Consider the following 25,202-nt stretch of genomic DNA (forward strand, 5'->3'; position numbering starts at 1 on the left):
TGGCCGGCAGGGCCGGCTGGTTTCGGATGCGGGAACTGGATAAGATTCGCCCACGGGGCCTGATGATCAGGCGAGTCATTCGCGAGCGGCAATGGATGCTGCACTCGCCCGAAATGCCGGAGCGGATCGCCGGCTTGCGGTTTGCCATGCGCGAATCGCCATCACCGCCCCTGCCTTGGGGCCGGATTGCAATTCACCGTTTTCTGTCCGAAGCCGCGCCTGCGACAGCTGCGTCTCTGTGGGGCGGGCCATGTCCGTGATGCGTAGCAGGGCGGCTTTCCGGATAACGCGGCATGGTGTGTCGGGATTGCAGTTGTGTTTCCGGCCTCTTCAACACTTACAGGATGTTCTGCACATGTCCAACGACACTCAAGTAGCCGTCACGACCGTGGCACCACCCTATCCGGGCAGCGTGCTCTACCTGATTTATGGGATGGATGGGGACGGCGCGCTTTCGTACGAGATCGATAACGGCGCTGTTGCCAGTTTCTGGCATGGCCAGCATTTCGATCTGGGCGGCAAGCATTACTACACCGGTTTCGCCTATGCCACGCCCAATAAGTACGGCAACGACGAAGCCGAGACCGTTCCGGATCCGGGCGAAGGCGTGTCGATCAGCCAGGCCACGTTTCTGTTGACCGCGCCGGACAGCGAGCGGCCATGGATGCTGTTCCACGCGCAACAGTACGTGGGGCGTTTCGGCGGCTACGAGCGCGCCGACGCGGTCGACGAAACGCGCAAGCCGCTGCAGCACATTCTGGACAACGGGCACCTGCTATTGGCACTGCCGACCTCCAGCTTCGACAATGGCGTCACTAGTTTCGGTTTTGCGCTCTTTACCTTCGATCCGCACAAGAACGACCTGGGCGACTACCAAGGCTGGATCTACCGTGGAACGGTTGCGGCCGGCGAAGACAACGAGGTCAGCAGCGACGAGGAAAGCATCGTTCCGCACGTCTCCAGCATCGGCACATTGAGCTTCCAGCCGGTGCCCGGCGAGCGGATGCCTGCCGTGCAGGTGGCGTTGCAGGGCACCGTCATTTCCGGCCCTGGCCGGGCGCGCTTGCTCGATGCATCCGACGCGGTGGTCTACGTGCATGACCAGGCGAGTGGCCAGTATCTGCCGAGAGCAGTCTAGCGAACAGCAAGAACCCGCGACCTGCAACACCGAACAATCTTGTTGACCGCACACTAATTAGCTCATGGACGAGCTCGGTTGACCTTGTCGGCGCCCAGCGCCGTATATCAACCTCAAGGAGTAACACGAGATGGCACGCGATTACACGAAGGCCGAGAACCTCGACATCATCGAGCGTGAGGCCAGGGAACGGCATATTCCGGTCGACGATTTCATGCGTTTCGCCTATATCGAAACTGGCGGCAGGTTCGACGAGCAGGCCAGCCGTGGCCCGAACAGCGCCAAGGGACTGTTCCAGTTCACTCCGGGTACCGCTGCGGCCTACGGCATCAGCGGCCGCGAACTGGATGCGGTGGCCAATACCGATGCCGCGGCGCGTTTATATCAGGACAATGCGAGGTCGCTGACCCGCCAACACGACAAAGACAATCGTCCGTACCTGTCCGGCAAGCCGCAGCCCGACGGGCTGGATATGTACATGGCGCACCAGCAGGGTGCTGCTGGTTATCGGTCGATCCAGCAGGCGGTTGCCAACGGTAGCTTCGCACGCGGAGACACGCGCGCGAACATCATCAACAACGTGCCGCGCGAAAAGGATGCGGCGGGTGCCAAACAGTTCGAGGCTTACACCGGCAGCTCGTTGGCCGAGTTCAAGAAGCTGTCCGATCAGGACATGGCCAAGACCTTTCTGAAGTATTGGGACACCAAGTTCGACCATATCGCCATCCCGGAAAAGGGCATCAAGCCGGTTGCCGAGGGCCAGTCCCAACAGCCGGCTGCGCCGGCCCGCGTGCAGTCGCATCCGGCTGCAGCGGCCGGGCAGGACAATCAAGACGCAATCAAGCTCACCGCCGCGTATGAGATGGGTGTCAAGTACGACGATGTGAAGTACGCGATCAATATCAAGGGCCACAGGCTCTCCCACCCCGGCGTGGACGGCAAGCACCTGGAGCAGGGCTACATCGACTGCTCCGGCTGGGTGTCTGAGTTGCAGAACGCCACAATGCGGGAGATCAATCAGAAGGCCGGCCGCGATGTCTTCGGCCGCCAGGACATGCTGGTGCAAGGAATGACTGGCTCCGGCGGCATTGTCAAGAAAGCGTTTGATAATTCCGGCGTGCTGCTACAAGGCCAGGACGTCTTCAAGCCCGGTGTGCTGAAGGAAGGCATGGTCATCGGGGTGGATGCCAGCCGGAATTCGGGGCATGACCACTGGAAGGGCATCGACCACATCCTGATGGTGGTGCGCGACCCGAAGAGTGGCGAGCTGCAGGTCAGCCAGTCCAGCGGCACAAAGGGCGTCAATACCATGCCGTTGGACAAGTATCTGGCCGACAACCAGAACGCCAAGTTGTTTGTGTCCGATCCGTTCGCCAAGGCGCGCGACCTGCTGCAGGACAAGCAACAGACACAGTCACAGAATCAGGACCATCAAACGCGCACATCGTTGCGACCGGGGGAGGAAGGTGCGGATGTAAAGGCAATGCAGCAGGCCCTGATCGAACTTGGGATGAAGGACAACAGTGGCAAGTTGCTGTCCGGCACCGGCTATTACGGCGACAAGACCAAGGAAGTGGTGGCAAACCTGCAGCGCGAGAAGGGCCTGGATCCAACCGGTATTGCCGACAAGGCCACGCTCGAAGCGCTGGGCAAGCAACAGGGCCAGACTCGGAATAGCGGCGAGGCCAAGCTCCCCGCTTCTGCCGCTGTCGAAGCGCAACGTCCGGTAGATCCTTTGGTCAAGCAGGCAATGGACCATCTTCAGAAGCATGGGCCGAATGGTGGCTTCAATAGTCGCGACGAAATGCAGCGTGCCGCCGGCCAAATCGCATTCGAAGCCAAGGTCAGTGGGATGTCGCGTATCGACGAGTTGGTGCCTAGCACCAATGGCAAGGGATTGATCGCGGTGGAGCGCAATCCCAACAACCCGCTCGATGTGAATCGTGCCTATGTGGACAAGCAGCAGGCCGCATTGGTGCCGCTGGAGCAGAGCCAGCAACAGCTCACAGCGGAGACGCAGCGGCAGAGTCAGGAGGATCAGCAGCGTACGCAGACCACCCAGACACAGTCGGGTCCTGCGCGCTAGGTACGTCTAGTCAGGTTGCGAATTCGTGAGATAGCGATCGCCAGCCGGCATTCGACCGGACTGGCGATCACGCAGGAGGTTGAATCTCGCGTGGACGCGCTGATGGCTGGTGCAGCAATCCTGTATGTCGGTCCCGAGCCGTTGTTCGTAAAGCGACCCATACGCTTTGCTTGTTCGAGCGCTTCTGTGCAGGCACTTTGCCTGTCGTGGCTTATGCTTGGCGCATGACGCAGGCACGATCCCCCGTACACCTCATATCGCACCACCTCGCATGCACCCTGCAACGCATCAGATGGCAGGTGCCCGCGCTGCTTCTTCTCTGCGCAGTCCCCAACGTGCAAGCGGCTCCCATCCTCTCGCCGGCAACGACCGCCGCACAAGCCGGTCTGGTCAATGTGCAGGACCTCGCGCCGGAAATCGCGGTGGACATGCGTTATGCGGGCAGCAACAACTTCACCGGGCGCGTGGTGCCAGGGTATCTGGCGCCCACCTGCTATTTGCTGCGTCCGGCCGCGGAGGCCCTGGCGCGGGTAGCGCGGTCGCTCAAGCCCCAGGGCTATCGACTGCAGGTGTTCGATTGCTACCGGCCGGTGCGGGCGGTGCAGGCATTCGTGGCCTGGGCTGCGGATCTGCAGGACCAGTCGACCAAGGCGCAGCACTACCCGCGCGTGGACAAACGCGCGCTGCTGGGGGACTACATCGCCGAGACCTCCGGGCATAGCCGCGGCGCAACGCTGGACCTGGGGCTGCTGGACTGCCGGCACGGCCCATGCCAGCCGGTGGAGATGGGCACCGAGTTCGATTTCTTCGATGCGCGTGCGCATACCGATGCGCGCGACATCAGCCCGGTACAGCGTGCCCACCGCCAGCAGTTGTTGCATGCGATGGCGGCGGAGGGATTTGCCAACTATCCGATGGAGTGGTGGCACTTCACGTTCCGCCCCGAGCCGATGCCGGAGACCGCGTTCGATGTGCCGGTCAACTGAATGACGCGCCGCAGGCGGTGACGCGGCACCGCACTATCCCTGTTGTCCATCACTCCAAGCCGCTGCAAGGAATTGCCATGTCCGACCCGGAACGCTTTGTCGATATCGCCTGCCCGTATTGCGGGGAGTGGATCACCCTGACGCTGGATCTGACCGGCGGCGACCAGCATTACATCGAAGATTGCCAGGTGTGCTGCAAGCCGATCTCGGTCAGCGTGCAATGGGATGAAGAAGGCGAAGCGCAGGTGCGCGCGCGCGGGCAGGACGATGCGTGAGCGCGGGGTGTCGCAGGATCGGGCAGCTGGATCACCCGGCCCAGCCTCGTTCGCATCACCGCTCGCGCCTGCGGCTCTGGCCGGGATCCATCCCCCGCAACCGCTAGACTGATGCGCCTGCTGCCTGGATCGTCACGATGAATCTGCCCCTGCACTTCGGTCTGCTCGGTTCACTGGAGGCTGGCCTGATCGCGTTGGTGCTGGGCGTGCTGGTCTTCGCGGCGGTCGAGCACCTCGGCCGGCGTCTGCACTTCAGCCACGGGCACACGCTGGGCATTGCCTGTCTGCTCGCGGTCGCCATCGGCGGCGGCTACGACATCTGGAATCTTGTCTATACCAGCATCGTGCGGCTGGAGTCGCCGCTCTACGCGCGTCTGGCACTGGCCAGGATCCACGATCCGAATGAATTGGGATCGCGCGTGGTGCTGGAAGTGGCCGGGGCGATCGCGGGCGTCGTGGTGGGTTGGAAACTGTTCAGCTCCGGCAGCTGGGACGACGAGGCGCCGACCGCGTAAAACTACGCACTGAAATGCGGCGTGGTTCGCATATTTCCATGCATTGAATGCGGTGCTTCTGTTTGGCTCACCGAGGTCTAACAGACGACTAGACGCAAACATTCGGCGGGTGGTTAAGAGGATGTTTTGCAGGAAATTGCAGCGGGTTTTACGTTCATTCGGGCTGGGTAAGGTGGGGCCATGTGCGGCGACACCGCGCATTCCCAAGCCAAGGAGACCACCCAATGAAGAATCGCAACCGCACCTCGCTGCTCGCCGCCACCGCCGCTCTTGCCGCCGCCCTGGCGCTGCCGGCCATGGCGCAGAGTACGCAGCAGGATGCCGCCGCGACGTCGGCCCAGTCGGGAAGTTCTGCCACCACTGCGGCGCAGCCTGCGCAATCCGGCGGCGGCCAGACCTGGGCGAGTGTCGACACCGACAGCGACGGCGCCATCAGCACGCAAGAGGCCCAGGTCAACGCCGGGCTCGCGCAGATCTTCAATGACGCCGATTCGGACAAGAACGGCAAACTGACCCCGGATGAATACAAGGCGTTTGTCGTCAAGCAGCAGGGCGGCGCCGCGGCAAGCGGGTCGCAAGGCAACTGAGGGCAACTGAGGGAGGAGTACGCAACGCAGTGAATTCGTTTGCTGACAGTTCTTTCGATACCAGGAGGCAGCTTCCGCAGTCGCAGTTGTTTGAACAGCGGTTCGATCCGCAGCATCGCTGTCAGATGCCCGGCTCGGGCATGTACTTGAGCAAATAGCAGTATGACCAGGTAACAGGATGGACACGCGGGAGCGATCTGCCAGGGTCGCTCCCGTTTTCTTTACGTGCGCCGCGCTACATTCGCCGGCCCGTCTCCTTGGCACATGCCCATGCTGCCGCGCATTGCCGTGTTAATCGGCCTGTCGAACCCATTGTGGGCCCTGGCGGCGCCGCCAGAGTTGCCGCCCGCCAACCCGCCGCGTGCGGGGTCTTCCAGCGCAGGACCGGCAGCACCGGTAATGGCGCCGTTGCCGATCGACCCACCGTCGCCTGCCACCACGCCCTTGCTACCGGCCGACGCTGCCGCGCCATCGGGCGCCAAGGGTGGGGCAGAGGCCGCGCTGGTGCCACAAGCCGGCACGCTGGCGCCACGCACCTTCCGCAGCCTGGACAGCGATGCCGATGGTGCATTGACCCCGGCCGAAGCCGGCGCCGACCCCGTCCTGCGCGAGAATTTTGCAGGCTTCGACAGCAATGGCGATGGGCGCCTGTCGCGCGACGAATTTGCCAGCTACCAGCCCGGCCCGGGTGATGCCGCAGGGGATTGATCGCAGCAGCGCTCCAGTGCGCTGCTAAACTGTCGCGATGAGCTCTCTTGCACAGCGCGACGGCCAGGCGATCCAACTGGTCGGCTTCGACGGCGACGATACCCTCTGGAAAAGCGAGGACTATTACCGCACTGCCGAGGCGGATTTCGAAGCGATCCTGGCCGCGTATCTGGATCTGGGCGACAGCCGCATGCAGCAGCATCTGCTGGCGGTGGAACGGCGCAATCTCAAGGTGTTCGGCTACGGCGCCAAGGGCATGACGCTGTCGATGATCGAGACAGCGATCGAACTGACGCAGGCGCGCATCGATGCACGCGACATCCAGCGCATCGTCGAAATCGGCCGGGCCACGCTGCAGCACCCGGTGGAGGTGATTGCCGGCGTGCGCGAGGCGGTCAGCGCGATCGCCGCCGACTATGCGGTGGTGCTGATCACCAAGGGCGACCTGTTCCATCAGGAGCAGAAGATCGAGCAGTCCGGTCTGGCCGATCTGTTTCTGCGCGTGGAGGTGGTGTCCGAAAAGGATCCCCACACCTATGCGCGCGTGCTGGGCGAGTTCGACCTGCCGGCGCAGCGCTTTGTGATGATCGGCAATTCCCTGCGCTCGGACGTGGAGCCGGTGCTGGCCATCGGCGGCTGGGGGATCTACACCCCGTACGCGGTCACCTGGGCGCACGAGCAGGAGCACGGGGTGGCCGCCGACGAACCGCGCATGCGCGAAGTGCCCGACGCCGCCGGCTGGCCGGCGGCAGTGCATGGCCTGGATGCACTGGCCAGGCAGCACGCGCTAAGCTGAGCACCGCGGCACGCGTCTGCGGGCATGGGGAGCGGCCGCGGCCGCTTGGGATACCTGCTCCGTGTCGACTCGCCTTAGGTCATCGCACCGCCGTGATAGTGGCTGGATTTTCCACCTCGGCTGCAGGAGCCAGGGGCGGGCGTGACCGAGGCGCCGGTTTGCAGATGCTATGAATCAACATGCGGGCGTATCGCAGTGCCCGCCAACAGGACGTTCCGGCCACCAGGCGTGCGTGGCCGACCTTGGAGGGATTGCCCATGAACATGTTGTCCGTCATCCATCGTGCAGTGCTGGCCGTTGCGCTGGGGCTGCTTGTGGGCGCCACGCCGCTTGCGGCGGCCGAGCTGGAAGAAGAAATCATCAACCCGAGCGAGGTGATCTTTCGCGACGGGCAGCCGTACTACGACGATGCGGGCGACTATGTGCGTCTTCGCACGCGCAAGGTGGGTGGGGAGACCGTGTATTTCCGCACCGTCCGCTTCGACCGAGAGCAAGGCTATGTGGATGCGCACGGCCAGAGCATCGCGACATTGCAGTCCCGCCCGACTGCGGGCGATCGCGGTTCTGCGTTTTCGGCCGATCGATATTCCGATGCACGATACGGCGGTGCCTATAGCGGTTATGGCTATGGCCGTGAGCTACGGTTTGGTGCATCGCGCAACCGTCCGTATGGGCAGATCTACTACGGCAACGGCCTGTACGGGCCGGACCCGTACAGCAGCCCGCACAACCGCGATGCGCGTCAGCGTTACATCGGTCCCGGTTACGTGGGCTCCTGCGACCTGAGCGGCTGCCGCGAAGTGCATTCCATCGGCTTTTACGATCTGCGCTGACACGCGTGTGGCCTGACACCGGCGCGTGCATGCGGCATCATCGGGGCATGCCTGCCTTCCGCTCACCTCGGTTGCGATCGCTGCCACTGCTGGCTGCCCTTCTGGCTCCGGCGCTGGCAATGGCACAGGGCGTACCGGCGCCGGCTGCCGGCATCCCGGCGCAAGAGGCTGCGCCGGCGGTGATGCCCGGCACCGGCGATGCGTGGGTGGACCAGCATCTTGCCGATATGGGCAGCTATGCGCAGCGCTATCCCGACAGTTTCATCGATGAGGTTGCCCGCTATACCGAGACCCCGCGCGGCTATGTGCAGGCGCTGTTGCAGGTGCATGGCTGGCATGCCGGCGACATCTACTTCGCCTGCGCGTGGGCGCACACGGTGCAGCTGTCGTGCCGCGAAAGTGTGCGCGCCTACACGCGCGACCATCATGACGGCTGGGAGGGCGTGATCACGCGGCTGTCGGTGGCACCGGATAACGCGCATCTGCGCGCGCTGCGGCATGCCATCGTCGCCAGCTACGACCGCTGGGAACGGCCGATCACCCTGGACGCACTGCTGCGTCGCCAGCTCGGCGATTATGCGCAGCGGCTGGAGGCTGCGCGCGAGGCCAGCGAGGCGGCCGACGCCGCAGCGCAGGCGGGGTTGTAACGCGGCGCAAGGCGCTTCGCCGGAGGCGGGCGTGCTACGGCCGCGGCTGTCTGCGCGGCAACGCGCGGACGCGATGCTGCCGTGCAGCTGGTCGCCGCGGGGCGCGGTCGGCGAGAATGCGGCAACGCCGGCGTTGGCCGGCACTGCCAAGACCAGCCCATGCGCGATACCGTGTTTGTCTCCCCCGATCACATCCGCAACCTGTTCGCGCAGGCGATGTCGGACATGTATCGCGCCGAGGTGCCGTTGTACGGCGACCTGATGACGCTGGTGGCGCAGGTCAACGCCGATACCCTGAGCGCCGATCCGGCCCTGGCCGCGCGCCTGCAGCGCAATGACGAGCGCGCGCGGCTGGATCTGGAACGGCATGGCGCCATCCGGGTCGGCACGGCGCAGGAACTGGCCACGCTGCGGCGGCTGTTTGCAGTGATGGGCATGCATCCGGTGGGGTATTACGATTTGTCGGTGGCCGGGGTGCCGGTGCATTCCACCGCGTTCCGCCCGATCGACGAGGCGGCGCTGTCGGCCAATCCATTCCGCGTGTTCACTTCCTTGTTGCGGCTGGAATTGATCGAGGACACCGCGCTGCGTGCGCAGGCTGCGCAGATCCTCGAACAGCGGCAGATTTTCACCGCCGCTGCGCTGGAGCTGATCGAGCAGCATGAGCGCCACGGCGGGCTGGAAGCGGCGCAGGCGCAGCACTTCGTGGCCGAAGCGCTGGAAACCTTCCGCTGGCATGGCGATGCCACGGTGTCGCTGCCGACCTACCGCGCGTTGAGCGAGGCGCACAAGCTGATTGCCGACGTGGTGAGTTTCCACGGCCCGCATATCAATCACCTGACGCCACGCACGCTGGATATCGATGCGGCGCAGGCGCAGATGCAGCGCGCCGGTATCGATGCCAAGGCGGTGATCGAGGGGCCGCCGCGTCGGCGTGTGCCGATCCTGCTGCGCCAGACCAGCTTCAAGGCCCTGGAGGAGCCGGTGCGCTTTGTCGGCGACAGCGGGCAGGCCGAGCACGGCACGCATACCGCACGCTTCGGCGAGATCGAACAGCGCGGACTCGCACTGACCCCCAAGGGTCGCGCGCTGTATGACGCGCTCTTGGCGCAGGCCCGCGACAGCGATGGCGCGGGCAGCACCGGCGTCGATTACGCCACGCGCCTGCAGACCGCGTTCGTGGCGTTTCCCGACGACGAAGCCGTGCTGCGTCAGGAAGGCCTGGGCTATTTCCGCTACGCGCTGACCGAGGCCGGACGTGCCGACCCCGCGCAAGTGGCGGCACTGCCGGCAGAAACCGCGATTGCGCTCGGTCTGCTCAGCGCCGACCCGATCATCTATGAAGACTTCCTGCCGGTGAGTGCGGCCGGCATCTTCCAGTCCAATCTCGGCGGCGCCGAGCAACGCGCCTACGCCGCCCATTCGAGCAAGCGCAGCTTCGAACAGGCGCTGGGTGCGCAGGTACACGATGAGTGCGCGTTGTACGCACAGCTGGAACGGGCGTCGCTGCAGGCGTTGCTGGTGTAGCGGTCCCGCCGCGGCGCGTGCGTGTGCAGGCCTGCGATCTGCCGGCCCTGTCGCGCGTGGCGTGATCGCGCGGTGCATTGGTCAAAAGCTTGGTGAGTCGAGGGCGCGGTGCCCTCACCACTTGCGGAACACGCCGCAAGTACGTCCATGTAGGCGCGGTGGCGGCATCCATGCCGCCACACGGTCCCGCAAGCGGCGAGGGCACCGCACCAGGACGTCGGTCGGTTGTCGGGTCAAAAAAAGCCATCGCTACGCCTGCTCTGGGAACGCTGAGACGGTTGCCGTCGACGTGTTGAAACCTCGCGTCTGCTCTGCCCGTCTTGGGAGGCTGAGTGGGCGCGCCGTTACCGAACAATGCGCGTCATGCATTGCTTGCACCATGCGCACCGACCATCTCAATGGGTCCTTGCCCGCCCACCGTCGCGGGACCTTACGCGGCATGGATGCCGCGTAAGAGCCTACAGGGACGTACTTGCGGCGTGTCCTGCGATGGTGGGCGGGCAAGGGCCCCGCAGCCAACCCACAGATCAGCCACTCTAGGACTGATCCATCAGTACTGCCCAATCACACCAAGACATCCAAAAATTCGACTCTTAGCATCGTTTGAGTTCAGTCAACGCCGAGCATGTCGAGGGCGAGGTGTCCTCAGCACTTGCGGGGCACGCCGCAAGTACGCCCATGTAGGCGCGGTGGCGGCATCCATGCCGCCACACGGTCCCGCAAGCGGCGAGGGCACCGCACCTGCCAACGTGGTCGTGTACCGACGGGAACCAGAAAGCCTGCGCCATCCATATGGCGGTGAGCTTAGTAAAAAAACAGCCCGATCTGTTACCCAAACAAAGACCGCACGCGTCCGGCGGGGTGCGGTCTTTTGAGCAGGCTCAGTGCGCCGAGGTTGCCGGGCGCCGTGCCGCCGCGCGCTCGGCGCGGCGTGCACGCGCGCGTGCGCGCCGCGCCTTCCAGCGTTCGCTCAGGCAGGAGAAGATCACGTACAGCGCCGGGGTGCTGAGCAGGGTCAGGCCCTGCGAGAAGATCAGCCCGCCGATCATCGCGATGCCCAGCGGGCGGCGCAGCTCCGAGCCTTCGCCCAGGCCCACCGCCAGCGGGACTGCGGCCAGGATCGCCACCATCGTGGTCATCATGATCGGGCGGAAGCGCACGATCGAGGCTTCGCGCGCAGCCGCGCGCGCATCCATGCCGTGCACGCGCTGCGCCACCAGCGCGAAGTCGATCATCATGATCGCGTTCTTCTTGACGATGCCGATCAGCAGCACCAACGCGATCATCGAGATCACCGACAATTCCGTGTTGGTGAGGAACAACGCCAGCAGCGCGCCGACGCCGGCGGCCGGTAGCGTGGACAGGATGGTCACCGGGTGGATCAGGCTCTCGTACAGCATGCCCAGCACGATGTAGACGGTGAGCACCGCGGCCAGCAGCAACACGCCCATCGAGTTGGGGCTGAGTTGCACGTTGAAGCTGTCGTCGCCGCTGAGGCGGATGCCGTCGGGCATGCGCAAGCCCTCCACGGTGGACTTGATGATCAGGTCCGCCTCGCCGGTGCTCACGCCCGGTGCGAGGTTGTAGCTCAGATCCATCGTGGTGTACTGGTTTTCGTGGACGATCTGCGGCGGCGCCAGCCCGGGCACCTGGGTGGCGACGGAGGTAATCGGCACCATCAGGCCGGCGCGATTGGGCACGAACACCTGATCCAGCGCCTTGGGCGTTGCCGTCTGCGAGGGCAGTGCGTTGACCACCACGCTGTACTGGTTGAGATCCGAATAGATGGTGGAAATGGAGCGCTGGCCGAACGCGCCATACAGCGCGCCATCGATGGCACCGACCGAAATGCCCAGGCGCGCGGCCTTGGCGCGGTCGATCACGATGTTCTGGCGCAGGCCCGAGGTATCCACGTCGGTGCCGACATCGCGCAGGCGCGGATTCTTCTTCAACGCGGCCTGCAGTTTGGGCAACCATTCCTGCAGCTGGGCGAGGTCGTTGCCCTGCAGCGAGACACGGTACTGCGCGCCCTGGCTGGTGCCGCCGCCTCCGTCGCTGGGCAGGTCCTGGATCGCGCGCAGACGCAGATCCAGATCCGGGTAACGGTCGGCCTTGGCGCTCAGGCGCGCGACCACTTGTGCGGTGGTCTCGCGGCGGCCTTCGTCGCGCTTCTTCAATTCGATGTTGAACGACGCACTGGAACCCTGGCGACCGGAACCCAGCCGTGCACCGACGGTCTTCACCGCCGGGTCGCCCATCAACATGTCGGTGATGCGGCGCTGGCGGCTGACCATGTCGGCAAACGACACCGTCGCGCTGGAATTGGCGCGGCCCCAGATCAGGCCGGTGTCCTGCGCCGGGAACGAGCCCTTCTTGACCGCGCCGCCGAGGAAGACGGTGGCGGCGATCAGCAGCAGCGGCGTCAGCGACAGCAGCAAGGCGTGCCGCAGCGAGAAATCCAGCGCCACCGTGTACACCGCGAGCATGCGCTCGTGCATGCGGTCAAGCCAGGCGCCGAAACGGCTAGGTTTTTCCGGTTCTGTGTGCGCGGACAGAAAGCGGCTGCACAACGCCGGCGTCAAGGTCAGCGACACCAGCATCGACACCACGATCGCCGCCACCAGGGTCACGGTGAACTCGCGGAAGAACGCGCCGATCATGCCGCTGGCAAACAGCATCGGAATGAACACCGCCACCAGCGAGGCAGTGATCGACACGATGGTGAAGCCGATCTCGCGCGCACCGGCCAATGCGGCATCCAGACGCGGCATGCCTTCGTCCAGATGCCGCATGATGTTTTCGATCACCACGATCGCATCGTCGACCACAAAGCCAATGGCGATCACCAGCGCCAGCAGGCTGAGGTTGTTCAAGGTGAAGCCCAGTACGTACATCACCAGCGCCGAGCCGGCCAGCGACAGCGGCACGGTGACCGCCGCGATCAGCGTCGGGGCCAGGCGGCGCAGAAACAGTGCCATGGTCAGGATCACCATCACCAGGCTGATCATCAGCGTGGCCTGCACCTCGTGCAGCGAGGCGCGGATGGTCGGGGTTCGGTCGAAGTAGGGCGTCAGCGTGGTGCCGGGCTGCAGGTAGGCGCGCAGCTCGGGAATCTGCGCCTTTACCTGGTCCACGGTTTCGACGATGTTGGCGCCGGCGCGGGTGAAGGCATACATCACCACCGCCGGCTTGCCGTCGAACCAGGCCGCCTGGTAGGCATCCTGCTGGCCGTCGTAGACGGTGGCCACGTCGCCCAGCCGCACGATGCGCCCATTGGACTGTGTGGAGATTGCCAGCTGCGCGAAGTCGGCGGCCTTGGACACCGAATCGTTGGCCACGATCGCCATGGTGGTGTTGCCGTCGGACAAAAACCCGGTCGGCGAAGTGACGTTGGCCGCGCGCACCGCGTTGCGCAGGTCGTCCGGGGTCAGGCCCAGCGCGTTGAGCGCACGCAGGTCCACGTCCACGCGGACCGCCGGCGTGGAGGCGCCTGCGATGTCGACCGAACTGATGCCGGTGATCTGGCGCAGCCGTTGCGCCAGCAGCGAGTCGGCAACGTTGTAGAGCTCATCGGCCGATTGCGTGTCCGAGGTCAGCGCGATGGCGATGACCGGGTCGTCGTTCGGATTGGCTTTCGAATAGATCGGCGTGCCGAGCCCGGACGGCAGGTCCGACTGCGAGGAGTTGATCGCGGTCTGCACGTCCTGCGCGGCCGAATCGATGTTGCGATTGCTCTGGAACACCAGCACCACCAGGCTGCTGCTCTCCGAACTGGAGGAGCGCATGCGGTCGATGCCGGGCAGCTGGCCCAGATGGCGTTCCAGTGGCGCGGTGACGGTGGAGGCCATGGTGCTGGCATCGGCGCCGGACTGCGTGGCGTGCACGAAGATCACCGGGATCTGGATGTTCGGCAACGCCGCCACGCCCAGCCGCAGGTAGCACATCAATCCGATCACGAACAAACCGATCGCCAGCAGCGCGGTGCCGATCGGGCGCTTGATGAAAGGCGCGGAGATGTTCATGGCTGTGGTGCCGGGATTTGGGAATCGGGATTAGGGATTCGGGAAAGGCCAGAACCAAAGCCGAAACCAAAGCGACTGCCACGCGTGCGTGCGAGCGGGCGATGCCGCGGGCCAGCGGATCGGTCAGCGATACCGCTACCGGTCCTCATGCCGGGCGCTCCGGGCTTGGAGCCACAGCTGCATCGCCATGACGTGCGGCGCGGCGCGCGCGCCAGTCGCGCAGCCGCTCGCCGGCACGTTCCATGTACAGGTAGATCACCGGCGTGGTGTACAGCGTCACCAGCTGCGACAGCAGCAGGCCACCGACGATGGCGATGCCGAGCGGACGCCGCAGTTCCGAGCCGATGCCGGTGCCCAGGGCCAACGGCAGCGCGCCCAGCATCGCCGCGGCGGTGGTCATCATGATCGGGCGGAAGCGCAGCAGGCAGGCGCGCCGGATCGCCTCGTGCGCGTTGGCGCCTTCGCGGCGTGCGTCGATGGCGAAGTCGATCATCATGATCGCGTTCTTCTTGACGATGCCGATCAGCAGCACGATGCCGACGATGCCGTCCACCGACAGGCTCAACCCGCACAGCATCAGTGCCAGCAGCGCGCCGACGCCGGCCGGCGGCAGCGTGGAGATGATCGTCAGCGGATGGATGTAGCTCTCGTACAGCACGCCCAGCACGATGTAGATCACCACGATCGAGGCCAGCAGCAGCCAGACGATGTCGGTCTGGCTGCCGGTGAATTCGGCCGCCTTGCCGACGAACTGCGCGTGCACCTGGGTCGGGATCTTCAGGTCCTGGCGCGCCTGCTCGATCGCCGCCACTGCCTGCGACAACGAATGTCCCGGTGCCAGATTGAACGAGATGGTGACCGCCGGCAGCTGCTGCTGGTGGCTGACCACCAGCGGCGTGTTGGTGACCTTGGCCTCGGCCAGCGCGGCCAGCGGAATGATGCTGCCGGCACCGACCACGATGCCGGTGTTCTGCGCGCCCACGCCGGTGGCGGTGGACGAATTGGACGAGGTCAGCTGGCCGAAGCTGGTCGCATTGGTGCCGGTCAGCGCGCCGCTGCCGTTGCTGGCCACCGCCAGCTGATTCATCAATGCGGTGCTGCTGCGGAATTCCGGCGCCACCTCCAGCACCACCCGGTACTGATTGAGCTCGGTGAAGATGGTGGAGATCTGGCGCTGGCCGAAGGCGTCGTACAGCGTGTCGTCGATGGTCTGCATCGGCACGCCGAGCATGCTGGCCTTGTCGCGGTCGATGCTCAGTTCCAGCGCACGGCCCTGGTTGGCCAGGTTGTTGTCCACGTCGGCCAGCTCGGGCAGCTTGCGCATCGCCTCGGTCATGCGCCCGGCCCAGGTGGCCAGCTCGCTGCTGTCCACGTCCGATATCGAATACTGGTATTCGGTGGCGGCCACGCGGGTGTCCAGGGTGACGTCCTGCACCGGCTTGAGGAACAGCGCCACGCCCGGAATGCCGGCCACCGCCTTTTGCAGGCGCGGCAGCACCTCGTCCAGGCCCTCGCGGTCGCCGCGCGTCTTCAGCACGATCGCCAGCTGGCCCTGGTTGATGGTCGGGTTCATGGTGCCGGCGCCGATGAAGGCGGCCACGCCGGTCACCGCCGGGTCCTTCTGCAGCGCCGCGGCCACCGCCTGGGTGCGCTGCTCCATCTGCGGGAACGCCACGTTCTGGTCGGCCTGCACCACCCCGGTGATCAGGCCGGTGTCCTGCTCGGGCAGCAAACCCTTGGGGATCGCCACGTACAGCACCACGGTCAGCGCCACTGCGCCGATCGCCACCGCCAGGGTCAGCGGCTGGTGCGCCAGCACCCAGTCCAGGCTGCGCTCGTAGGCGCCCACGGTGCGCGTCCACAGGTTGGTCTTGCCGGCGGCGGCGGCGCGTTCGTGCGCGTCCTCGCCTTCGGGCAGGGCGTCGGGCTTGAGCAGGTAGGCGCACATCATCGGCGTCAGCGTCAGCGACACCAGCATCGAGATCACCACCGCAATCGACAGCACCCACGCAAACTCATGGAACAGGCGCCCGGTCACGCCCGGCATCAGCAGCAGCGGCAGGAACACCGCCACCAGCGACACGGTCAGCGACAGCACGGTGAAACCGATCTGCCTGGCGCCTTCTTCGGCCGCTTCCCGCCCGCTCTTGCCCTGTTCGATGTAGCGCACGATGTTCTCGATCATCACGATCGCATCGTCGACCACGAAACCGGTCGCCACCACCAGCGCCATCAGCGACAGGTTGTCCAGCGACATGCCGGCAAACGCCATCACCCCGAAGGTGCCGGCCAGCGACAGCGGCACTGCCACCGAGGGGATGATGGTGGCCCACAGCCGGCGCAGGAACACGAAGATCACCCCCACCACCAGCGCGATGGTCAGCACCAGGGTGAACTTCACCTCGTGCACCGAGGCGCGGATGGTTTCGGTGCGGTCGGAGAACACCTCCAGGTGGACGTCGGCCGGCAGCACCGACTGCAGCTGCGGCAGGATGCCGCGGATCTGCTCCACCGTCTGCACGATGTTGGCGCCGGGCTGGCGTCGGATTTCCAGCAGCACCGCCGGCTTGCCGTCGGCCCAGGCGGCAAGCTGGTCGTTCTCCACGCCGTCGACCACGTTGGCCACATCGGCCAGCCGCACCGGGCGGCCGTTGCTGTAGCTGATGATGGTCTCGCGGTATTGCGCCGCGTCGGTGAGCTGGTCGTTGGTGCCGATGCTGTAGGACTGGGTCTTGCCGTTGAGCGACCCCTTCGGCGCGCTGACATTGGTCTGGGTCAGCGCGCTGCGCAGCGACTCCATGGTCAGGCCCATGTTCGACAGCTGCGCCGGATTGACCTGGATGCGCACCGCCGGGCGCACGTTGCCGGCGATCGACACCAGCCCCACGCCCGGCACCTGCGACAGGCGCTGGGCCAGGATCGCATCGGCATAGCGGTTGACCTCGCGCAGCGGCAGCGAGTCGGAGGTGAGCTTGAGGGTCAGGATCGCCGCGTCGGCCGGATTGACCCGGTTGTAGACCGGTTGATACGGCAATGACGAGGGCAGGGTGGCCTGACGGATCGCCGCCTGCACATCCTGCGCGGCGATGTCGATGTCGCGGTCCATCGAAAACTGCAGGATGATCGTGGACAGGCCTGCCGACGAATCGGAGGTCATCATCTGCAGCCCGGAGATCTGCCCGAACTGGCGCTCCAGCGGCGTGGTCACCAGCGAGGCCATGGTGGTCGCGTTGGCGCCGGGATACTGGGTGGTGACCACCAGGCTGGGTGCATCGATTTCCGGCAGCGCCGAGACCGGCAATTGCCGGTAGCCCAGGATGCCCAGCAGCAGGATGCCCGCCATCAACAACGAGGTGGCGATGGGACGGCGGATGAAGATGGTCGAAAAGCCCACGGGGGGTGTCCTTGCTGAAGACGTCAATCGATGCCGGCGCGCATGGCGCCGATGCGCACCGGTGACGGAAGTCCCGTCGCCGGTGCGCGCGAGTTAGCGCGGACCGCCGCCGCCGCGTCGGCCACCGGCGCCGCCATGGCTCTTGTCCTGCGCGGCCTTGAGTTCGGCCTCGGTCGGCTCCGGCGGGGTTTCGCCGGGCTTGAGCGCACTGACCTTGCTGCCCGGCTTGAGCCGGAACTGGCCTTCGGTGACTACCCGCTCGCCCGGCTTGAGCCCCTTGGTGACCTGCACATGGCTGTCGTCCACTTCCACGCCCTGCACCACGGTGCGCATCTGCGCGGTGTTGTCGCTGCCGACCACGTAGACGTAATCGCCGTCCGGGCCGCGCTGCACGGCCTGGGTCGGCACCACGGTGCCGCCGGAGATGGTGCGCAGTTGCAGGCGCACGTTGACGAACTGGCCCGGCCACAACGCGTTGTCGGTGTTGGCGAAGATCGCACGCGCACCGAAGGTGCCGCTGTCGGCGGCGATGCGGTTGTCGATCACCTCCAGCTTGCCGTCGCCGCTGATCACGTGCGCATCGCCGCGATCCAGCGCCGCCACGTCTAGCGGGGCAGCCGCCTGGCCGCTGCGCACCGCCTGCAACTCGCGCTCGGGCAGGTTGAAGGACACGTAGATCGGGCGGATCTGGGTCAGGGTGACGATGGTGGAGCTGGCGCTGACGATATTGCCCACGTCCACGCCGCGGATGCCGGCAATCCCGTCGATCGGCGCGGTCACGCGGGTGAACTGCAACTGCACCTGCGCCGAGCGCATCTGCGCATCGTTGGCCGCCACCGCCGCCTCGTACTGCGCCACCTGGTTACGCTGAGTATCCAGGTCTGTGCGCGAGACGTACTGCTTGTAGGCCGGGTCGTTGGAGCGCTGGTAGTTCACCCGCGAGGTCGCCAGCAGCGCCTGGTTCTGGCGCTTGGCCGCCAGTGCCTGGTCATAGCTGGCCTGCAGGGTGCGCGGGTCGATCTGCGCCAGCAGCTCGCCCTTCTTCACTTCCTGGCCTTCCTTGAAGTTGAGGCTCATCAGCTGGCCGCCGACCTGCGGGCTGACCGTGACCGTATTGAGCGCGGTCACCGTGCCCAGCGCGCTGGCGTAGACCGGCACATCCTGGGTGGTGGCGGCCACGACCGTGACCGGCACCGGGCCGCTGTTCTCGGTGCCATTGCCGTCCGGCGCGTCCGCCCGCTTGCCGTGGTCTCCCCCGCCGAACATCCGCATGGCGACGAACACCACGACGAGCACCGCTACGACCAGCAGTGTGATCTTCCAAAAACGCGACATGCGACAACTCCTGATGGCGGGCCGGGCGCTGGTGCGACCGTGGGGCGGCTGTGCGCAGCATATCGTTGCGGTCAGGCAATTGAGCGTTACTGAAGTAACGGCTCGCCGGGCGAAACGACCGCAGCGTTCACGGATGCAGTGCAGCGGCAACGCGCCAGGGCCGATGCGGTTGACCGCAGGACTGAATCGAGCCCCACTGCCGCCCGCCGGGCACGCGCCTGCACTACATTAAGCAACCATCTTCAGAGGATTGCCGATGCGCCACTCCCGCCTGCTGACCAGCGCCTTGCTGCTGGCCCTGCCCACCCTGGCCGCCGCCCAGGCTGTGCCCCGGCCCGAGGTGCAGGCCGCCGCCGCGCCCTTGCAGACCAAGCTGGTGCAGTGGCGCCGCGACTTCCATCAGCACCCGGAACTGTCCAACCGCGAGGAGCGCACCGCCGCCACCGTGGCCGCGCAGCTGCGCAAGCTCGGCCTCAAGCCGCGCACCGGCATCGCCCATCACGGCGTGGTGGCCATCATCAAGGGCGGCAAGCCGGGTCCGAAGATCGCCTTGCGCGCCGACATGGATGCCTTGCCGGTCAAGGAGCAGACCGGCCTGCCGTTCGCCTCCAAGGCCACCGCCGAGTACCGCGGCGAGCAGGTCGGGGTGATGCACGCCTGCGGCCACGACGCCCACACCGCGATCCTGCTCGGGGTGGCCGAGGCGCTGGTCGGCATGCGCGAGCAGCTGCCGGGCGAAGTGATGCTGATCTTCCAGCCCTCCGAGGAAGGCGCGCCGGGCAACGAGGAGGGTGGCGCGTCGCTGATGCTCAAGGAAGGCCTGTTTGCCGACTTCAAGCCACAGGCGGTGTTCGGCCTGCATGTGTTCTCCAGCGTGCAGGCCGGCAAGATCGCCGTGCGCAGTGGCCCGCTGATGGCGGCCTCGGACCGCTTCGCGATCAAGATGATCGGCCGCCAGACGCATGGCTCGGCGCCGTGGAACGGCATCGACCCGATCGTGGCCAGTGCCGACATGATCGGCGCTGCACAGACCGTGGTCAGCCGCCGCGCCAACCTGTCCAAGCAGCCGGCGGTGCTGAGCTTTGGCGCGATCAAGGGCGGCATCCGCTACAACATCATCCCCGACGACGTGGACATGGTCGGCACCATCCGCACCTTCGACGAAGGCATGCGCCAGCAGATCTTCGCCGATCTCAAGACGGTGGCCGAGCACACCGCCGCCGCCCACGGCGCCACCGTCCAGGCGCAGGTACCGGACCAGCCCGGCAATCCGGCCACCGTCAACGACCCGGCGCTGACTGCGAAGATGCTGCCCAGCCTGCAGGCCGTGGTCGGCGCCGACAATGTCTACGAGCCGCCGTTGCAGATGGGCGCGGAAGATTTCTCGTTCTACGCCCAGCAGGTGCCGTCGATGTTCTTCTTCGTCGGCTCCACCGCCAAGGGCATCGACCCGGCCACCGCGCCCAGCAACCATTCGCCGCAGTTCCTGCTCGACGAATCGTCGCTGGATGTGGGCTTGCGGGCACTGTTGCAGGTGTCGCTGGATTACCTGCATCAGGGGCAGGCGGGCTGAATCGGGAGTGGGATCGGGAATCGTGTGCAGTTGCGCGGTTCCCGTTGACCGGTGGCGATCCATTGGTCGGCGGGCTGCTCGGAGCGGCCTGCTGCTGTCGCCAGCGCGCTCCCGCGTCTGCCATATACCTCACGGCCAGCCCGCCCGGCCTAAACTGGCGCGATGAATACCCCAGAAGATTCCACCCTCGGCCGTGAGGTTGCCTACCCCAGCGGCTACGATCCGTCGCTGCTGTTTCCGATTCCGCGCGCGGCCGGGCGCGAGGCGATCGGCCTGCGCGGGGCCTTGCCCTTCATCGGGCGTGACCGCTGGCATGCCTATGAACTGAGCTGGCTCGATGCGCAGGGCAAGCCGTGCGTGGCCACTGCCACCTTGCACGTGCCCTGCGATTCGCCGTCATTGATCGAATCCAAGTCGCTCAAGCTGTATCTCAATTCGCTCAACGCCACCCGCTTCAATAGCGCCGAAGCGGTGCGCACGCGCATCGCCACCGACCTGTCCACGCGCGCCGGTGCCGACGTGGCGGTGGAATTCGGTCTGCCGCCGATCGATGCGGTCGGCGAGGGCGAATCGATCGACGCGCTGGACGTCAGCATCGACGATTACGGCCCGCCCAATGCCGCATATCTGGCGGCGCACGCACAACCAGTGGTGGAAGAAGTGCTGACCTCGGCCCTGCTCAAGTCCAATTGCCCGGTCACCGGTCAACCGGATTGGGCCAGCGTCACGTTGCGCTACCGCGGCGCCCCGATCGACCGCGAAGGCCTGCTGCGTTATCTGGTGAGTTTCCGCGACCACGCCGAGTTTCATGAGCAATGCGTGGAGCGGATCTTCCATGACGTGCTGCTGCGCTGCGCGCCCGAGTGGCTGGTGGTCGAAGCGCGTTACACCCGTCGTGGCGGGCTGGACATCAACCCCTTGCGCAGCTCACCCAGCGTGCCGACACCGCTGTCGATCTTCCGCGACCTGCGCCAGTAATCGCCGCCATTGCAGGATCGCGCCAGCTTCACGGTGGCGCGATCCACGCTTAACAGCGCACCGCGCACCCTTCAGGCATCGTGATGCAAAGGGATTGCGGCAATGAATGTCGACAAGAAAGCAGATTTCTCCAACGTGACCTCCTCGGTCGACAGCACCGCGGAGGTTGCGCCTGCGGCGGATTTTTCCAACGTCCGCACCAGCGTGCAGAGCACCGCGCAACTGGTTGGCGAATCGGTCACCGTGCAGGCGGGCGACAGTCTGTCCAGCATTGCCAAGCGCCATTACGGCGACGGCAACCTGTGGCCGCGTATTTTCGAGGCCAACCGCGAAACGCTCAAGGATCCGGACAAGATCTTTCCCGGCCAGGTCCTGCAGTTGCCGCCGAAGGCCTAGGCGCTCCGCGCACCCACTTCTCGAATCCATTTTTCGAAACCCACTTTTCGAAACCCACTTTTAGCTTGATCTTCCGGAGATTGATCCATGCGTACCAAATCCGTTTCCAGCACCCTCGCCATCGCGCTGGTCGGCGTGCTTGCCTTGTCGGGTTGCAGCAAGAAGGCCGACGACGACAGCGTGTCCAAGGATCCGACTTCCGGCGCCGCTACCGAAGCGATGCCGGGTCCGGCCGCAACACCGCCGGCAAGTGACCAGGCTGGCCAGAGCACCGCGACCGGCGCCGCCAGCACCGACAGCGCCGCCACGGCTGGATCGGCAGTCGCGGTCTCCAGCGTGGTGGTCGGCACCGAGGCCGCTGCCGACAAGAGCGTGACACCGTCGGCCAGCATCGGGGCCAAGAGCACCATCATCGTGTCGATCAAGACCGACGGCAGCGCCAGCAACGTGCCGGTGTCGGCCAAGATGACCTACCAGGATGGCCAGGTTGCCGGCGAACAGACCGCCACGCTCAATACCAGCGGAGCCGAGACCACCAACCTGAGCTTCAGCAAGCCCGATGGCTGGCCGGCCGGCACCTATACCGTGCAGGCGATGGTGGATGGCAAGCCGGCCGGTACGCCGCAGACCGTTACGGTGAAGTAAGCGCGCCGACAGGCAGGCATCTGGCACATCGCTGGCAGCCGACGGCCCGCAAGGCAATTCTTGCGGCTGTTTGATGAGGCGGGAGATGGCGCGCAGCATGCTTGACTCGGCACATGACGCAGCAGGGCGCGATCGCAAGGTCGCGCCCTTTTGCATGGATGGCCTGTTCGTTACAGCTGCATCCATTGCATTGGCCGGGTGGCGGGACGGAGCATCCGCCTGTGGTCGCTTTACCCGGGCGCGGCTCAGACGCGACAATGCCGTGCTGATCCATCGCCGCGTTCCACGCGCCGGCCGATCGGCGTGCCAGCAGCGACCCCCGTCGCGCACGCCAACGCCAGTGCCAACAACGCCGGCGCTCCTTCCGACCACACGAGCCATCGCACCTTATGTCGAAGACACCGAAGATCATTTACACGCTCACCGACGAAGCACCGTATCTGGCCACGCAGTCGCTGCTGCCGATCATCGATGCCTACACCAATACTGCCGGCATCGTGGTCGAAACCCGCGACATCTCGCTGGCCGGCCGCATCCTGTCGCTGTTTCCCGAGCACCTGAGCGACGCGCAGAAGATCGCCGACGACCTCGGTGAGCTGGGCGAGCTGGCCACCACGCCGGAAGCCAACATCATCAAGCTGCCCAACATCAGCGCCTCGGTGCCGCAGCTCAAGGCCGCCATCGCCGAACTGCAGGGCCAGGGCTATGCGCTGCCGGCGTATCCGGACACGCCCAAGGACGATGCCGAAAAGGACGTCAAGGCGCGCTACGACAAGGTCAAGGGCAGCGCGGTCAATCCGGTTTTGCGCGAAGGCAACTCCGACCGCCGCGCGCCGCTGTCGGTGAAGAACTACGCACGCAAGCATCCGCACCGCATGGGCAAGTGGAGCAGCGATTCGAAGTCGCACGTGGCCCATATGGACGACGGCGACTTCTTCGGCAGCGAGCAATCCGCCACCGTGGCGGCCGCCGGCGCGTTGAAGATCGCGTTCGTCGGTAACGACGGCAGCAGCAGCGTGTTGAAGGACAAGGTGGCGGTCAAGGCCGGCGAAATCGTCGATGCCGCGGTGCTGAGCAAGCGCGCGCTGGCCAGCTTTATCGACGCGCAGATCGCCGATGCCAAGGCCAAGGATGTGCTGTTCTCGGTGCATCTGAAAGCCACCATGATGAAGGTCTCCGACCCGGTGCTGTTCGGTGTGGTGGTCGGCGAGTTCTACAAGGACACGCTGAGCAAGCATGCCGAAGCGCTTGCGTCGGTCGGCTTCGACCCCAACAACGGCATCGGCGACCTGTACGCACGCATCGCCACGCTGCCGGACGACCAGCAGGCGCAGATCAAGGCCGATATCCAGGCCGAATACGCGCAGCGCCCGGCCCTGGCCATGGTCAATTCGGACAAGGGCATCACCAACCTGCATGTGCCCAGCGACGTGATCGTCGATGCGTCGATGCCGGCGATGATTCGCGACTCCGGTCAGATGTGGAATGCCGAAGGCAAGCTGCAGGACACCAAGGCGGTGATCCCGGATCGCTGTTACGCCGATGTCTATCAGGCGGTGATCGACGACTGCAAGGCGCATGGCGCATTCGATCCGTCCACCATGGGCTCGGTGCCCAACGTCGGCCTGATGGCGCAGAAGGCCGAGGAATACGGCTCGCACGACAAGACCTTCCAGATTGCCGCCGCCGGGACCGTCAAGGTCACCGACGACACCGGCGCCACCGTGTTCGAACATGCGGTGGAAGCCGGCGACCTGTGGCGCATGTGCCAGGTCAAGGACGCGCCGATCCAGGACTGGGTCAAGCTGGCGGTCGAGCGCGCACGTCTGAGCGATACCCCTGCGGTGTTCTGGCTGGACAAGGCCCGCGCGCACGATGCGCAGGTCATCGCCAAGGTTGAAACCTATCTGAAGGATCACGACACCAACGGCCTGGATATCCGCATCCTGCCGCCGGTGGAAGCGACCACCTTCTCGCTGGAGCGCATCCGCAAGGGCCAGGACACCATCTCGGTCACCGGCAACGTGCTGCGCGATTACCTCACCGACCTGTTCCCGATCCTGGAACTGGGCACCAGCGCCAAGATGCTGTCGATCGTGCCGCTGATGGCCGGTGGCGGCCTGTTCGAGACCGGTGCCGGTGGCTCGGCGCCCAAGCACGTGCAGCAGTTCGTCGAACAGAACAGCCTGCGCTGGGATTCGCTGGGCGAGTTCCTGGCCCTGGCCGCCTCGCTGGAGCATCTGGGCAACCGCTACGACAATCCGTCGGCCACGGTGCTGGCCAAGGCGCTGGACGTCGCTAACGGTCAGTTCCTGGACAACAACAAGTCGCCAGCGCGCAAGGTCGGTGAACTGGACAACCGCGGCAGCCACTTCTATCTGGCGATGTACTGGGCGCAGGCCCTGGCTGCGCAGACCGAGGACACCGCCCTGCAGGCCAAGTTCGCACCGCTGGCCAAGGCCCTGACCGAGAACGAAGCCACCATCGTGGCCGAGCTCAACGGCGCCCAGGGCAAGCCGGTCGAGATCGGCGGCTACTATCACCCCGATCTGGCCAAGGTCAGCGAGGCGATGCGCCCGAGCAAGACCTTCAACGACGTGTTGGCCACGCTGAAGGCCTGATCCAGCGCACCGCCTGGCGGTGCGTCCAGCAGGTGCAACAGGCAGGGCCCGCCTCGATGAGGGGCGGGCCTTGTCGTTTCCGGCGTTTGCGCGCAACAGCGAGAACACGGTCGTTGCGTGCCAGGCCTCACGACCTGGCA

General features: G+C 65.6%; 19 protein-coding genes. 16 read left to right on the plus strand and 3 right to left on the minus strand.

The window, feature by feature from the left end; genetic code table 11:
- The first annotated feature begins 91 nt into the window (after positions 1-91).
- From EO141_RS05955 to EO141_RS06005, 11 genes are all read left to right on the plus strand, one after another.
- A complete protein-coding gene (locus tag EO141_RS05955) occupies positions 92-1,138 on the plus strand; it encodes a hypothetical protein (protein WP_241236626.1) in 1,047 nt (348 codons plus the stop codon).
- 130 nt (positions 1,139-1,268) lie between these two features.
- Positions 1,269-3,224 (plus strand): XVIPCD domain-containing protein, encoded by a 1,956-nt coding sequence (locus EO141_RS05960; RefSeq protein ID WP_127168731.1) that lies wholly within the window; start codon positions 1,269-1,271, stop codon positions 3,222-3,224.
- A 278-nt stretch (positions 3,225-3,502) separates the two neighbouring features.
- Complete coding sequence (locus EO141_RS05965; protein ID WP_127168860.1) at positions 3,503-4,210, plus strand: M15 family metallopeptidase; 708 nt, start codon at positions 3,503-3,505, stop codon at positions 4,208-4,210.
- A gap of 77 nt (positions 4,211-4,287) precedes the next feature.
- Entirely contained in the window at positions 4,288-4,485 is a 198-nt protein-coding gene (locus EO141_RS05970) for a CPXCG motif-containing cysteine-rich protein (RefSeq protein ID WP_104584113.1), read from the plus strand.
- A 137-nt stretch (positions 4,486-4,622) separates the two neighbouring features.
- A complete protein-coding gene (locus tag EO141_RS05975) occupies positions 4,623-5,000 on the plus strand; it encodes a hypothetical protein (RefSeq protein ID WP_119131680.1) in 378 nt (125 codons plus the stop codon).
- A 224-nt stretch (positions 5,001-5,224) separates the two neighbouring features.
- The gene (locus tag EO141_RS05980) at positions 5,225-5,587 is read left to right on the plus strand and encodes an EF-hand domain-containing protein (RefSeq protein ID WP_104584111.1); all 363 of its coding nucleotides are present in this window, start codon (positions 5,225-5,227) and stop codon (positions 5,585-5,587) included.
- 300 nt (positions 5,588-5,887) lie between these two features.
- Entirely contained in the window at positions 5,888-6,295 is a 408-nt protein-coding gene (locus tag EO141_RS05985) for an EF-hand domain-containing protein (RefSeq protein ID WP_206514785.1), read from the plus strand.
- 37 nt (positions 6,296-6,332) lie between these two features.
- Positions 6,333-7,091, plus strand: coding sequence for an HAD family hydrolase (locus tag EO141_RS05990; protein ID WP_127168733.1), 759 nt, complete (start codon positions 6,333-6,335; stop codon positions 7,089-7,091).
- Between the two features lie 257 nt (positions 7,092-7,348).
- Complete coding sequence (locus EO141_RS05995; RefSeq protein WP_127168734.1) at positions 7,349-7,924, plus strand: hypothetical protein; 576 nt, start codon at positions 7,349-7,351, stop codon at positions 7,922-7,924.
- A 29-nt stretch (positions 7,925-7,953) separates the two neighbouring features.
- The gene (locus EO141_RS06000; protein ID WP_127168735.1) at positions 7,954-8,571 is read left to right on the plus strand and encodes a hypothetical protein; all 618 of its coding nucleotides are present in this window, start codon (positions 7,954-7,956) and stop codon (positions 8,569-8,571) included.
- Positions 8,572-8,730: 159 nt separating this feature from the next.
- Positions 8,731-10,098: a VOC family protein gene (locus EO141_RS06005; RefSeq protein ID WP_127168736.1), complete on the plus strand. Its 1,368-nt coding sequence runs from the start codon at positions 8,731-8,733 to the stop codon at positions 10,096-10,098.
- Positions 10,099-10,979: 881 nt separating this feature from the next.
- On the opposite strand, the gene EO141_RS06015 is transcribed toward EO141_RS06005, so the two are convergent.
- From EO141_RS06015 to EO141_RS06025, 3 genes are all read right to left on the minus strand, one after another.
- Complete coding sequence (locus EO141_RS06015; protein ID WP_127168737.1) at positions 10,980-14,120, minus strand: efflux RND transporter permease subunit; 3,141 nt, start codon at positions 14,118-14,120, stop codon at positions 10,980-10,982.
- A gap of 145 nt (positions 14,121-14,265) precedes the next feature.
- Positions 14,266-17,514, minus strand: coding sequence for an efflux RND transporter permease subunit (locus EO141_RS06020; RefSeq protein WP_127168738.1), 3,249 nt, complete (start codon positions 17,512-17,514; stop codon positions 14,266-14,268).
- A 93-nt stretch (positions 17,515-17,607) separates the two neighbouring features.
- The gene (locus EO141_RS06025) at positions 17,608-18,849 is read right to left on the minus strand and encodes an efflux RND transporter periplasmic adaptor subunit (RefSeq protein WP_127168739.1); all 1,242 of its coding nucleotides are present in this window, start codon (positions 18,847-18,849) and stop codon (positions 17,608-17,610) included.
- 256 nt (positions 18,850-19,105) lie between these two features.
- Between EO141_RS06025 and EO141_RS06030 the strand changes: the two genes are divergently transcribed.
- From EO141_RS06030 to EO141_RS06050, 5 genes are all read left to right on the plus strand, one after another.
- Complete coding sequence (locus EO141_RS06030; RefSeq protein ID WP_127168740.1) at positions 19,106-20,422, plus strand: M20 family metallopeptidase; 1,317 nt, start codon at positions 19,106-19,108, stop codon at positions 20,420-20,422.
- Between the two features lie 162 nt (positions 20,423-20,584).
- A complete protein-coding gene (gene queF, locus EO141_RS06035) occupies positions 20,585-21,400 on the plus strand; it encodes an NADPH-dependent 7-cyano-7-deazaguanine reductase QueF (protein WP_127168741.1) in 816 nt (271 codons plus the stop codon).
- Between the two features lie 102 nt (positions 21,401-21,502).
- Positions 21,503-21,796 carry a LysM peptidoglycan-binding domain-containing protein gene (locus EO141_RS06040; RefSeq protein ID WP_104584101.1) on the plus strand — a complete coding sequence of 98 codons (294 nt, stop codon included), beginning with the start codon at positions 21,503-21,505 and terminating at the stop codon, positions 21,794-21,796.
- A gap of 87 nt (positions 21,797-21,883) precedes the next feature.
- The gene (locus EO141_RS06045; protein WP_127168742.1) at positions 21,884-22,441 is read left to right on the plus strand and encodes a hypothetical protein; all 558 of its coding nucleotides are present in this window, start codon (positions 21,884-21,886) and stop codon (positions 22,439-22,441) included.
- Positions 22,442-22,830: 389 nt separating this feature from the next.
- Positions 22,831-25,062: an NADP-dependent isocitrate dehydrogenase gene (locus EO141_RS06050; protein WP_127168743.1), complete on the plus strand. Its 2,232-nt coding sequence runs from the start codon at positions 22,831-22,833 to the stop codon at positions 25,060-25,062.
- The last annotated feature ends 140 nt before the right edge of the window (positions 25,063-25,202 follow it).

The organism is Xanthomonas sp. BRIP62415 (assembly GCF_003993515.1).
In the GTDB taxonomy this organism is placed as follows: domain Bacteria; phylum Pseudomonadota; class Gammaproteobacteria; order Xanthomonadales; family Xanthomonadaceae; genus Xanthomonas; species Xanthomonas euroxanthea.